This is a genomic window from Winogradskyella pacifica (genome assembly GCF_013403915.1).
GTDB lineage: Bacteria > Bacteroidota > Bacteroidia > Flavobacteriales > Flavobacteriaceae > Winogradskyella > Winogradskyella pacifica.
The window spans coordinates 1-13,893 of the sequence record NZ_JABFDI010000009.1; the positions used below are offsets into that span (position 1 = coordinate 1).

10 protein-coding genes are annotated in these 13,893 nt (G+C 33.7%); 5 read left to right on the plus strand and 5 right to left on the minus strand.

Annotation, left to right across the window (positions count from 1 at the left end; genetic code table 11):
* Positions 1–235 precede the first annotated feature (235 nt).
* The 3 genes from capB to HM984_RS09360 all read right to left on the minus strand — a co-directional run bounded on the left by capB (position 236) and on the right by HM984_RS09360 (position 4,916).
* Positions 236–1,495 carry a cysteate-C-fatty acyltransferase gene (gene capB / locus HM984_RS09350; RefSeq protein ID WP_115808607.1) on the minus strand — a complete coding sequence of 420 codons (1,260 nt, stop codon included), beginning with the start codon at positions 1,493–1,495 and terminating at the stop codon, positions 236–238.
* A gap of 246 nt (positions 1,496–1,741) precedes the next feature.
* The gene (gene capA / locus HM984_RS09355) at positions 1,742–2,779 is read right to left on the minus strand and encodes a cysteate synthase (RefSeq protein ID WP_115808606.1); all 1,038 of its coding nucleotides are present in this window, start codon (positions 2,777–2,779) and stop codon (positions 1,742–1,744) included.
* 73 nt (positions 2,780–2,852) lie between these two features.
* Entirely contained in the window at positions 2,853–4,916 is a 2,064-nt protein-coding gene (locus HM984_RS09360; RefSeq protein ID WP_179348985.1) for a S9 family peptidase, read from the minus strand.
* 74 nt (positions 4,917–4,990) lie between these two features.
* On the opposite strand from HM984_RS09360, the gene HM984_RS09365 reads away from it, so the two are divergent.
* Complete coding sequence (locus HM984_RS09365) at positions 4,991–5,314, plus strand: YbaB/EbfC family nucleoid-associated protein (protein WP_115808604.1); 324 nt, start codon at positions 4,991–4,993, stop codon at positions 5,312–5,314.
* Here the strand turns inward: HM984_RS09365 and HM984_RS09370 are convergent.
* Positions 5,307–6,323 (minus strand): threonine aldolase family protein, encoded by a 1,017-nt coding sequence (locus HM984_RS09370; protein WP_179348986.1) that lies wholly within the window; start codon positions 6,321–6,323, stop codon positions 5,307–5,309. The genes HM984_RS09365 and HM984_RS09370 overlap by 8 nt on opposite strands.
* Before the next feature lie 209 nt (positions 6,324–6,532).
* Between HM984_RS09370 and prfB the strand changes: the two genes are divergently transcribed.
* From prfB to HM984_RS09390, 4 genes are all read left to right on the plus strand, one after another.
* Positions 6,533–7,643 (plus strand): peptide chain release factor 2 gene (gene prfB, locus HM984_RS09375; protein WP_115808602.1). Its coding sequence is split into 2 segments (ribosomal slippage): positions 6,533–6,595 and positions 6,597–7,643, totalling 1,110 coding nucleotides; the frame shifts between segments, so codons are not numbered across the junction.
* 32 nt (positions 7,644–7,675) lie between these two features.
* Positions 7,676–8,017, plus strand: coding sequence for an arsenate reductase (glutaredoxin) (gene arsC, locus HM984_RS09380; protein WP_115808601.1), 342 nt, complete (start codon positions 7,676–7,678; stop codon positions 8,015–8,017).
* 97 nt (positions 8,018–8,114) lie between these two features.
* Positions 8,115–8,564 carry a hypothetical protein gene (locus tag HM984_RS09385; protein ID WP_179348987.1) on the plus strand — a complete coding sequence of 150 codons (450 nt, stop codon included), beginning with the start codon at positions 8,115–8,117 and terminating at the stop codon, positions 8,562–8,564.
* 121 nt (positions 8,565–8,685) lie between these two features.
* On the plus strand, positions 8,686–11,229 hold the full coding sequence (locus HM984_RS09390; RefSeq protein ID WP_179348988.1) for a TonB-dependent receptor: 2,544 nt from the start codon (positions 8,686–8,688) through the stop codon (positions 11,227–11,229).
* A 75-nt stretch (positions 11,230–11,304) separates the two neighbouring features.
* Here the strand turns inward: HM984_RS09390 and HM984_RS09395 are convergent, their stop codons facing one another.
* Complete coding sequence (locus tag HM984_RS09395; protein ID WP_179348989.1) at positions 11,305–13,893, minus strand: zinc-dependent metalloprotease; 2,589 nt, start codon at positions 13,891–13,893, stop codon at positions 11,305–11,307.

The window sequence follows — 13,893 nt, forward strand, 5'->3', positions numbered from 1 at the left end:
GCACAGTTTAGAGGTGTTAAAAATATAGAATTTTTCCTTTTTAGATTAACAACCATTTTTGCTTAAACACAACTTTTAGTCTTGATCCGTAAGAATCGCTTTGCTATATTTTAAATAAGAACTAATTACATAATTAATCAAGTATCTTAACAATAAAACCAACATGATTAAAAATTAAAAGGTCGCCTAAATTGTTTTTAGACGACCTCTTTTTTTTGTTTATTAAGTAAATTAACTATTCACCCATAGCAGCAATTAAAGCTGCTGACATTCTTTTATAAGTACCGTTTACTAAACGTTCTCTAATAGCATCAAAAGCATCTAATGTTTCTTTTACATCTACTAATGTATGTGTAGCCGTCGGAATCATTCTTAATAAAATTAATCCTTTAGGAATTACAGGGTAAACTACTATAGAACAGAATATTCCGTAGTTTTCTCGTAAGTCTCTTACTAAAGCCATTGCTTCAGGAATACTTCCTTTTAGATACACAGGAGTTACACAACTTTGTGTTGTTCCGATATCAAAACCACGCTCTTTTAAACCTGATTGTAAGGCATCAACTATTGTCCAAAGATTCGCTTTAAGTTCTGGCATTGTACGCAACATGTCTAAACGTTTTAATGCACCAACAACAAGCTGCATTTGTAACGACTTAGCGAACATTTGAGAACGTAAGTTATATTTTAAATAATCTATAATTTCTTTATCAGCTGCAATAAACGCACCTGTACTTGCCATAGATTTTGCAAAAGTTGCAAAATAAACATCGATGTCATCTTGAACTCCTTGCTCCTCACCTGCTCCAGCACCTGTAGCACCTAAAGTACCAAATCCGTGAGCATCATCTACAAAAAATCTAAAGTTGAATTTCTTCTTAAGCTCAACAATCTCTTTTAAACGGCCTTGTTCTCCTCGCATTCCGAAGACACCTTCAGAAATAACTAAAATCCCTCCCCCTGTTTGCTCTGCCATTTTTGTAGCACGCTCTAAGTTTTTCTCTAAGCTTACGATATCGTTGTGCTTATAAGTAAAACGTTTACCCATGTGTAAACGCACACCATCAATAATACAAGCGTGTGCATCAACATCGTAAACAATAATATCATCTTTAGCTACCAAAGCGTCAATGGTAGATACCATTCCTTGATATCCAAAATTTAATAAGTATGCAGCCTCTTTATTAACAAAAGCAGCTAATTCGTTTTGTAATTGCTCATGTAAATCTGTGTGACCAGACATCATACGTGCTCCCATAGGGTATGCAGAACCGTACTTAACACCAGCTTCCCCATCTACTTTTCGAACTTCTGGATGATTGGCTAAACCTAAGTAATCATTGATACTCCAAGTAATAACATCTTTCCCTTGAAACTTCATTCTATTAGAGATTTCACCTTCAAGCTTTGGAAACACAAAATAACCTTCAGCCTGAGCTGCCCATTTTCCAAGTGGTCCTTTATCTTTATAAATCTTTGCAAATAAATCCTTCATGCACGCATACTTTGATATTAAAAATTGGTTCTATGCTTAGAAAGCATAAAACCAACGATTAATAATTGTTAATTTATCTAGTTAGTGTCTGCAAAATTAGGTAATAATATTATGAATGCATAATTTATTTAGTGAAGTATTCACAAGTTATAAACCGCTTTATTCAACATATTTCACTTAATTATTCTGCAAAAAAAAGCCTATTACAATTTTGGCAATAGGCATATGTTTTTTTTTAATTATAATCTATTTTATGTACTCTATAGTTGCTTGTACAACACTTTTAGCATCAAAAAAGCCTTGATCTTCCATCCACTTATCATTATAGACTTTACTCATATAACGCGATCCATGATCTGGAAAAATCACTACAACTTTATCCGTTGACTTAAATTCTCCTTCTTCTTGTAATTGTTTAATCGCTTGCATTGCTGCACCACTTGTATAACCTACAAAAAGACCTTCAGTATTTGAAATTTCTCTTGCCGTATGTGCACTTTCTTCATCTGTAACCTTGATAAACTTATCAATTAGATCAAAGTCCGTAGCCGTAGGAATCAAATTCTTACCTAAACCTTCAATTCTGTAAGGATAAATTTCTTTATCATCAAACTCACGTGTTTCGTGGTAGCTCTTTAAAACAGAACCGTAAGCATCAACACCAATAACTTTTACATTTGGGTTTTGCTCTTTTAAATACTTTGAGATTCCAGAAATTGTTCCTCCTGTACCACTACAAGCAATTAGGTGTGTAATTTCACCACTTGTCTGATCCCAAATTTCTGGACCGGTAGATTTGTAATGTGCATCAATATTTAATTGGTTAAAATATTGATTGATATAAATAGAACCTTTATTCTCTTCGTGTAAACGTTTTGCAACTTCGTAGTAAGAACGAGGGTCATCTGCTTTTACATGTGCGGGACACACATAAACTTTTGCGCCCATAGACTTTAACATGTCTATTTTGTCTGCAGATGATTTAGAGCTTACAGCCAAAATACATTCGTACCCTTTAATAATACTAACCATAGCGATACTAAAACCGGTGTTACCAGAAGTCGTTTCTATAATTGTATCACCAGGAGTCAAAATACCTCGACGCTCAGCTTCTTCTATAATATGTAATGCAATTCTGTCTTTTGAAGAATGACCTGGATTAAACGCTTCTACTTTGGCATAAAACTCACCATCGAAGTCAGCAGTCATTCTATTTAATTTGATTAAGGGCGTGTTACCTATTAGTTGTAACACATTATCAAATACATTTTTGTTTTGCTTCATAAATAAAATTTTTCAGTAACTAATCAAATTATTAGACACCTAAAACCTCACAAAAGTAACATTTTTTTTTGATTTAACTGGATATTCCTTCTAAATCAAGTAAAAAGGCAAACTCTTCAGCATCTTCTTTTAAGCTTTCAAATCGTCCGGATGCACCACCGTGACCCGCATCCATATTCGTTTTTAAATACAATTTATTAGCGTCTATTTTTAAGTCTCTAAGTTTGGCTACCCATTTCGCTGGCTCCCAATACTGCACTTGCGAATCGTGAAGTCCTGTTGTAATCAACATGTTGGGATACGCCTTCGCTTCTACGTTATCATAAGGAGAATACGATTTTATATAATCATAATAGAGTTTATCATTCGGATTTCCCCATTCATCATATTCACCAGTGGTTAACGGAATAGAATCATCTAACATCGTCGTAATGACATCTACAAAAGGTACCGCTGCAATAATACCGTTGTATAATTCTGGTGCGGTGTTAATTATAGCACCCATTAACAAACCTCCTGCACTGCCTCCCATAGCATATAAATGTTGAGACGACGTGTAACGCTCTTTTATTAAATGCAACGAACAGGCTATAAAATCTGAAAATGTATTTTTCTTGTTTAATAACTTTCCATTTTCATACCAATCACGGCCTAAATATTCTCCTCCTCTAATATGTGTAATAACATAAATAAATCCACGATCTAACAAGCTTAATCTAATCGTCGAAAAATAAGGATCCATTGTAGAACCATAACTTCCATAAGCGTATTGCAATAATGGATTCGTTCCATCTTTTTTAATGCCTTTACGATATACAACAGACATTGGGATTTTAGTACCATCTTCAGCAGTTGCCCAGATACGTTCTGAGATGTAATTGTCTTTGTCAAAATTCTTATCTAAAACCTCTTGCTCCTTTAATACCGTTTTAGTTTTAGTACGCATATTAAACTCAATAACCGAAGACGGAGTTGTCATGGCATTATAACCATAACGTAATATTTCAGTATCAAAATCTACATTGGTACCTGTATACGCTGTATAGGTTTCATTATCAAAAGGTAAATAGTAATCTTCACTTCCGTCCCAACGTTTTATTCGTATTTCGTTTAAGCCGTTTTTACGCTCAGAAATCACTAAATAATCTTTAAAAATATCAATACCTTCTAATAAAACATCATCTCTATGCGCTATGACTTCTGTCCAATTTTCAACTTTAGTATCAGTTTCTAAAGTCTTCATTAATTTAAAATTGGTCGCTTTGTCCTTATTCGTCAGCATATAAAAGTGATTATCATAATGCGAAATGCTATATTCTAAACCTCTTATTCTTGGTTGAAAAACTTGAAACTTACCTTCAGGATTATCCGCATCTAGAATATGATATTCATTAGTTAGCGTGCTATAACACGCAATAATAATATACTTTCTAGATTTTGATTTGTAAACCGCCGCACCAAACGTATCATCTCCTTCTTCAAAAACAAGTTCATCATCAGAATTGTCTCCTAAGCGATGTTTATAAACTTGAAACGCTCGTAAAGTAACCTCATCCTTTTTGGTATAAAATAAAGTGGCATTATCATTTGCCCAGCTTGAAGAACCTGTCGTATTTAATACACGATCTAAAGCCACCTCGTGTGTTTTTAAATTCTTTACATGAATCGTGTAATTACGTCGTCCTGTGTTATCAATTCCGTAGGACACTAATTTATTATCCGGACTAATACTTATACCTGCTAATTTGAAATAAGGTTCACCTTCAGCCATCACGTTACAATCAAATAACAATTCTTCAGGATTATCTAAACTGTCTTTTTTACGTGTATAGATTGGGTAATCTTTTCCTTTTTCGAATTTAGTGATATACCAATAGCCATTATATTTATAAGGTACAGACGAATCATCCTCTTTTATTCTGGCTTTCATTTCATCAAATAAATCTGACTGAAAATCTTTTGTATGTGCCATTTCAGAATCGCAATACGCGTTTTCAGCATTGAGATAATCGATCACTTCTGGATGCTCCCGATCCTTCATCCAAAAATAATTATCAACACGAACATCTCCATGTTTTTCTAATTGATGTGGAATTTTCTTGGCAATAGGAGGAGTGATATCCGAATTTTTTATCATTTGTTATGAAAATTTAGTCTAAAAAGAGGCGCAATTTAGTAATTTTGTATCTGAATAAATTAAAAGATAAGATTATGTTTGGAGATATGATGGGAATGATGGGCAAATTAAAAGATGCTCAAAAGAAAGTTGAAGCAACAAAAGAGCGCTTACATACCGTTTTAATTGACGAAGCGAGTACTGACAATAAATTGAAAGTAACGATTACAGCCAATAGAACAATTAAATCTATTGATATTGCTGATGAATTACTTCAAGATAAAGACATGTTAGAAGATTATTTAATCCTCACACTAAACAAAGCGATTGAAAAAGCAACCAACGTTCACGAAACAGAAGTAGCTGCTGTCGCAAAAGAAGGCATGCCAAATATTCCTGGAATGGATATGTTTAAATAGATTTTAGCTCACTTAAAAGTTTGTCGTGCATTTGGGTTGTATAATCCAAATGTGTGACCATTCTAAGTTTATTACTTCCCATTCCTATAATATGAATATTCTTTTCTTTTAAGTTATTCAGGAATTGTGCTTCATCCACACCATCATTTAATTCGAAAATGACAATATTGGTTTCAATAGGTTCTACTTTTCTAATTATGGATAATTTAGATAACTCCGCTCCTATTTCTTTTGCTCTTTTATGATCGTCTGCAAGTCGTTCAATATTATTATCTAACGCATACAAACCAGCAGCAGCCAAATAGCCAACCTGTCGCATATTACCTCCAAAGAGCTTTCTTAAACTCAAAGATTTTTTCATAATCTCGGCATCTCCTATCAGCACAGAACCTATTGGGCAGCCTAAACCTTTACTTAAACAAACTGAAACCGTATCGAAAAGCTGACCATATTGCATCGTCGTTTCGTTTTTTGCAACCATAGCATTCCATAAGCGTGCTCCATCTAAATGAAACCCTAGATTATTAGTTTTACAGACGTTTTTAATGTTTTCTAATTCCTCAAAATTCCAACACGCTCCTCCACCTTTATTTGTGGTATTTTCTACCTCAACTAAACTGGTTTGACTGTAATAATACTCTGAAGGATTAATAGCTTCCTTTACTTGTTCTGCCGTAAACATACCACGTTGGCCATCAATGAGTTTACAAGACGCACCGCTATGAAAAGCCACTCCTCCAACTTCATAATTATAAATATGAGCGTATTTATCGCAAATAACTTGTTCTCCAGGATTGGTATGTAACTTTATAGCGATTTGATTCGCCATGCTTCCTGATGGAAAAAATAATGCTTTTTGTTTGCCAAATAGTGTTGCTAACCGTTCTTCTAATTCATTAACTGTAGGATCTTCTCTAAAAACATCATCTCCAACTTGGGCAGACATCATAGCATCTAACATGCCTTTTGATGGTTTTGTAACGGTATCACTTCTTAAGTCTATTATCATATTTATGTCCCGAGAAAGCGGAAATCTTCTATTAAATTTTGAATTATATTCTTGACGCTAATCTATATTAATTCTTTCTTTTCAATTGAGAACAATTAAAACTAACGTCTTTTTTCTAAATCATAAAACTACGGAATTTCCAAAAAATCGATTCAAAATTATGGCACTTTATTAACGCGCCTTATATTTGTATAAAATTATCTTACACTATGATAACATCAGATCAAATAAAAGATCTCAATTCCCGTCTAGACGTACTTAGACAATATCTTTGACTTAGATGCTAAGCTCATAGAAATCGCCAACGAAGAAGAGCAAACGTTTGACCCCAATTTTTGGAATGACTCCAAAGCTGCCGAATTGGTTATGAAATCCATTCGTGAGAAAAAGAGTTGGGTTAATGACTATAATGATGCCAAATCACTTTTTGAAGATTTAGAAGTTATTTACGAATTCTACAAGGAGGATGAAGCTCCGATGGAAAATGTTGAAGCGCGTTATGAATCTGCAACTGATGCCATTGAAAAGTTAGAATTTAAAAACATGCTTTCTGAAGAAGGTGACAGTTTAAGTGCTGTATTGCAAATTACAGCTGGTGCAGGCGGAACAGAATCTTGTGATTGGGCAAACATGTTAATGCGTATGTATCTTATGTATGCCGAAAAAAGCGGTTATAAAGTTAGAGAGCTTAACATGCAAGAAGGAGATGTTGCTGGGATAAAAACCGTAACTTTAGAAATTGAAGGCGATTTTGCTTTCGGTTGGCTTAAAGGAGAGAACGGAGTCCATCGTTTGGTGCGTATTTCACCTTTTGATAGTAATGCGAAACGCCATACGAGTTTTGCTTCAGTGTATGTTTACCCATTGGTTGATGATACTATTGAAATAGACATTAATCCTTCTGACATTGAAATCACAACAGCCAGATCTAGTGGCGCTGGTGGACAAAATGTAAACAAAGTTGAGACTAAAGTTCAGCTTTTACATAAACCTTCAGGAATTCAAATTCAATGTTCAGAAACACGTTCTCAGCACGATAACCGAAATAGAGCAATGCAAATGTTGAAGTCTCAATTATACGAAATTGAGCTACAAAAACAGATGGCACAGCGTGATGATATTGAGGCAGGAAAAATGAAAATTGAATGGGGAAGTCAAATCAGAAATTACGTTATGCACCCTTATAAGTTAGTCAAAGATGTACGTTCTGCTCACGAAACAGGAAATGTTGACGCTGTTATGGATGGTGCTATTGAACCGTTTTTAAAAGCATACTTAATGATGATGGGACAAAAAGAAGATTCGGCATTAAAATTGTAATATTATAGTTACTAAAATAAAATCAGCATAAAATGATTGAAATATACCACAACCCACGATGTTCCAAATCGAGACAAGGCCTTTCTATATTAGAAGAATCCGGTAAAGCATTTGAAATCATAAAATATCTGGAAGAAGACTTAACATCTGTTGAACTACAAGACGTGATTATAAAATTAGGCATAAAACCTATAGATTTAATCCGAAAAAACGAAGCAATTTGGAAATCAGAATTCAAAGGAAAATCCCTTTCTGATAATGAAATTATTGCCGCTATGGTTAATCATCCAAAACTCATAGAACGCCCGATTGTAATTAATGGAGATAAGGCTGTAATTGGCAGGCCACCAGAAGCAATCAAAGACATTATATAACATTACAAACATGAAACATGCATGTTCAAATTTTTATCAACTAAGAAAATGATTTAAAGCGAACAGCATGTGACCATAAAACAATAAACTCAAACACATGAGAAAGACAATTTTATTAATTTTCACCATTCTCTTAGGCTTAAATATTAATGCTCAAAGACAAGGGAATAATAGGAGTAACATCCCTCAAACGAATAGAGAACCTTCGGAGCAAGAAATTGCAAAGTACGAGCGAGAAGCAGAAGAACGTAAAGAAGAATATATTGCTAATTTTCTAACAACTCTAGAGGCAGATGATTTTCAAAAGCAAATCATTAAGCTATCTATAAATAGTTTTTTTGAGGAAAAAATAGCCATATTTAAAACAAGATTTGAGCATTCTCTTGATCGTAAGGCAGCAATACAAAATTTAGAAGACACTCACTTTTCAGAATTAGAAGAACTCATTTCAGAAGATGACATGGCCAAAATAAAGGAAATGATATCAGGAAAATTTGATGAAAAAGAAGTTGCCAAAAAGAAGCGAAAAAGAAAAAAAAGGAACTAAAACTAATGTTATGTTAAAATCGCTTTCCATTTTATTGTCTTTAACACAAGATTAACCAATTTCAACTAAACTAAAGGTATTTTTGCGAGTCTAATAGACTAATAACCTTTAAACATTTGTGATGAAATTACGCCTTATTACCGCTTTCTTGTTAATTTTTTGTTTTAGTTTTTCTTTTGCTCAAAAAGACTTAAAAATTGAAGGAACCATTATTGAAGAAGACACTAATATTCCACTAGAATATGCTACAGTTGTCGTTAAAACTAAAACAGATAACAAAATTATAACTGGTGGTATTACAGATACTAAAGGTAGATTTAATATTGAAGTTCCTATAGGGACTTATATCATATCTGTAGAATACATTTCTTACAAAACAAAAAACTTCCCAGAACGAAATTTTGACAAAGACACCAATTTAGGGACCATTAGTTTGGCTTTAGATGTCGCTTCTTTAAATGAAGTTATGGTTGTTGCAGAACGTACTACTGTCGAAATAAAATTAGATAAAAAAGTTTATAACATTGGTAAAGATTTAACTACCGCTGGAGGAACCGTAAGTGATGCTCTTAATAATGTACCATCTGTTGCTGTAGATGTAGAAGGAGCAATTAGCCTTAGAGGTAATGAAAATGTTCGAATCTTAATTAACGGAAAACCTTCTGCTATGGCAGGTTTTGGTGATAGCAATATATTAAGTCAATTACCAGCAGAAGCCATTGAGCGTGTAGAAGTGATTACGTCACCATCTGCAAGATATGATGCCGAAGGTACAGCAGGAATTCTTAATATTATTCTTAGACAAAAAGAAACATTAGGCTTCAATGGGTCTGTTAATTTAACCGCTGGTAATCCTGATAATTTAGGCGTTTCTGCAACTTTAAATTACCGTAAAGAAAAATACAATTTATTTTCAAATTTTGGATGGCGTTATTCTGATGCACCACGTACAACGTTCACTGATGTTGATTACTATGATACTTATGATGAAGATGGACAATTAAGAGAACTTGAATTTAGAAAAATTATTGAAGACCAAAACGTAGATCGTTTAAGCAGAAACTACAATGCTAACATTGGTATGGAGTACTTTCTAAATGAATCTTCATCTGTAACAGGTAGTTTGTTTTACAACTTCGGAAATGACTCTGATATTTCTACAAATAATAGTGATCGTTTTAATGATAGCTATACTCTTATTGAACAAACCTTAAGAAGAGAAAGAGAAACTGAAAAAGATAACAGGTATCAAGTTGCACTTAATTATGTAAAGCGTTTTGGCGAGGATAGCGATCATAAATTGACTGCTGATTTTCAATATGAAAAAGATAAAGAAGATGGGCTTACTTACTTGAATGAAGATTACGTCTTCACAGATCCGTCTAATTCTGATGTATTTCAAATTGAACAAGAATATACATATGAAGATCAAAAAGAATATCTAGTTCAAGCAGATTACGTATTACCAATAGGTAAAGATTCTCGTTTTGAAGCTGGTTATCGTGGAAACTTTAAAAATAGCAACACAGATTATCAATTAGAGCAAGAAGATATAGAAAATGGAAACTTTGGAAACCTAGTCGTTAATGATACAATTTCTAATATTTTCGATTATACTGAAAACGTAAATGCACTATATACGCAGTACGGTTCAAAACTTGGACGATTCTCTTACCTATTTGGTTTACGATTAGAAAACACACAATTAAAAGGAAAAATTGATTCACGCCTTACAGAAGAAGAATTAAATGAAGAATTCGGTTTTCCTATCGATACTGATTTTAACAACAACTATTTAGGCCTATTCCCTACTGTTAACTTTATTTATAACCTGAATACATCTGATAATGGAAATGAAGAAAGTATTACACTTGGATATAATAGAAGAATTAACCGTCCTCGTGGTTGGTATATTAATCCTTTTCCTTCACGTTCTAGTAGAACTAATATATTTCAAGGAAACCCTAATTTAGATCCTGCATACTCTAGTACTTTTGATTTAGGGTATTTAAAACGTTGGGAAAAATTTACACTTACCTCTTCTATTTACTACCAACACGAAACAGATTCTTTTGAGCGTGTGCAAGAAAACACAGGTCAAACCACTACAGATGGTATTGACATTATTAGAACAATACCTATTAACTTAGCGACTAACAAACGAACTGGTGCTGAACTTGGTTTAATGTACAACCCTGAAAAATGGCTACGCTTAAACTCTAGTTTTAACTTCTTCCAATTTGAAACTGAAGGAGATTTTAACGGTGTAGATTATGGTGCAAAAAACACAAGTTGGTTCGCTCGTTTTAGTTCTAAAGTCACGTTACCTTTAGCTATAGATTGGCAAACTAGTGCATTCTACAGAGGAGCAAGACAAGATGCACAATCGGATACCGAAGGTATTTTCTCTTTAGACTTAGCATTCAGTAAAGAAATATTAAACAAAAAAGCAACGGTATCTGTAAATGTTAGAGATTTACTTAACTCTAGAAAATATGAATCTGTAACTACTACAGATTTCTACAGTCGTTATAGCGAATTTCAATGGAGACAACGTCAGGTTAATGTTTCTTTCATCTACCGATTTAACCAAAGGTTAAACAATAAAGACCGTTCTGGAGAACGCGGAAATGGTGGCGGAGACGACATGGAATTCGAAGGTTAAGAATTAAATTACAACTAAAAAAAAAGCACAAATTGCATTGCAATTTGTGCTTTTTTCTATTCTAAACTCTTCTATTTATTTTACCTCTTTAAGTGCATTATCTATTAGTGTGCGCAGGTGTTCCTTATGAGCTTTGCTAGACACATTACCTGTAACGGCAGCCATAGATCTAATTTGCTTTAAATTGTATAATGCCATTGATTTTGCATTATTAGAATAACGACTACTTTGTTTTCCTGTTAACATATCTATAAGGGTATTGGTATATGAAATTTGTAAATTTTGTCTAAACGAATTCACATTACCATTAATATCCGCATTAAAAACAGCTAAATTTAAATCCGTCATAAATGTAGACAAGCTATATTCGTTACCATACAACTCACTATCTGTGATTCTCTGTAAGGTATTATAATGTAAAACATGACTCAATACATTCTGTTGATATGTTAATACTTGTTGATGAATTTTAGGATCTTCGGTACCTCTCATAAAACCAAAGCCACGTCGTTGCATCGCTAAATCATTATATAACTCACTTGGTGCACTAAAAGCTGTAGGCGCAAAAGCATATTTAGTTAAAGCATTCATTGCACGTTTTTGATCTTCTAAACTAACAGGAGTAAACGGTTGCGATCCTCCTTCTTGTCCGATCATTGCTCTATCGACATAAACGCCACCAATAAATCTTGAAATGACATTTACAGCAGTTGCACGTTGCCCACTTAATAAGTAATAAGCACGTCTTAATTCTTGATATGATTCTCCAGTTTTAGCGAATTTAGTTTTAACACCACTCATCATGCTATCAACTAACTTAATTCTATCAATAGAATACCCAATTTGGTCGTTAGACAAATCCCCAATCATTACTCTCGGATCAATTGCTTTTCCTGGTGCACGCATATCATCTGCATCATTACCAAATATTAATTCTGGTTCCGTACTTCTGTTAAGCAACGCTACTTTTTCACCTTCAGATTTAAAAGGCGTGTATCCAAACTGAATTGCCCAAACATCATAAGGCCCAACAGATGTATCGTAATATTGACCTTGCTTGGCTCTGTCGTTAGTAATATTAATACCTGCATAATCCATAACAGAGCCAGTTAAACACTTCCCTTCTATAAATTCTTTATCTGCTAATTCCTCAGGTGAAAATAATTGACTTGCTTTCATGTTATGATTAAGTCCAAGTGTATGCCCCACCTCATGCATAATTAAAGCTAGCATCGATTCTTTTTTCATACGAGCCATTTCTAAATCTGAGCCACCTGTAGTTTCAATTAATGCTTGCCCAAATAAGCTGTTTTCGTGCATTACATGACCAAAAGAACATAGCACTTTATTCTTTTTTAAATACTCTGATGCATCAAATTCAGTATCTGCTTTTGCTAAATCAAATAACTGATCATAAAACACTCTATTTGTAAAATGCACATATTCTAACATAATGTCTGCACCAATTATTTCACCTGATCTAGGATTTACAAAACTTGGTCCATAACCTCCAAAAGGTGGATTTGGAGAAGACGTCCAACGTAATACATTATAGTTAATGTCACCAGCATCCCAATCAGCATCATCTGGCTGCATTTTAACCACCATGGCATTTTTAAATCCTGCTTTTTCAAACGCTTTATTCCATTCTAAAACTCCTTGTGTAATTGTTTCTCTCCATTCTACTGGTGTCGAATTTTCCATCCACCATGTAATTGGTTTTACAGGTTCTGAGATTGCCGCTTCAGGATCTTTTTTAATTAAATTCCAGCGGTGCACTAAATCTTTATATGGCGTAGAATTAGTCGCTGTTTGGTCTTCAACTTGAGTTGTAAAATAACCAACTCTTGGATCATCAAAAAGAGGTTCATAACTATTATCTGGCATTGCTATTAAACTATGAAACACCTTAATACTTACGTTTCTACCATCAGTTATAGCTTGAGATCCGCCATTTAACACAGAAGGACTTGAGTATACATATTCAACCTCAAGATTTGTATTATCTTCATAATTCTTTATTGAATTAATCTTTGTTTTTGTCTTATCTAGATTACCAAGACTAAAAGCCATTGGACTAGAGCCTGGAAAACGCGGTGGTTTTACCTGAGTAAACGTTTCTTTTAAAAATAAATCATCGGCTTTTATAAGGTATAAGCCTTCTTCTTTGTCATGTGCCTCAATTTTTACAGTTGCCATGATACCTTCACTAGTATTAGCATCTTTAGATTTAGAAATAGCACTTTCGGGATCGAAATAAAAGGATGTGTTTTGAGATACAAACTCTATTTTATCATAGTATTTCTTTACCTTAAAAACTTTGGAACCTCCATAGGCTCCTCTAAATCTACCAGCATCTGTAACTCCGTTTGAAACTTGATTAAAATGAATATAATCTTTATCTAAATGCGCTTCACTAACCACCATCTGTAAACTACCTGTAATGGTATCTCGATACATTGTAAAAAGCCCTTCAATCTTTTTGCTTGACTTGGTAAGATCTTTTATTGATTTCTTCTTTTTTGGTTTTGGCGCAGGCGTTTCCGTTTTACTCTTTTTGTCTTTCTTTTTACGCTGAGCTTCTAAATTTTGTGGTGCTATAAACACACACGCAAGTAACGCTAAAGACAATAGTCTAAAGGCATTTCGTTTTTTGATATTCAT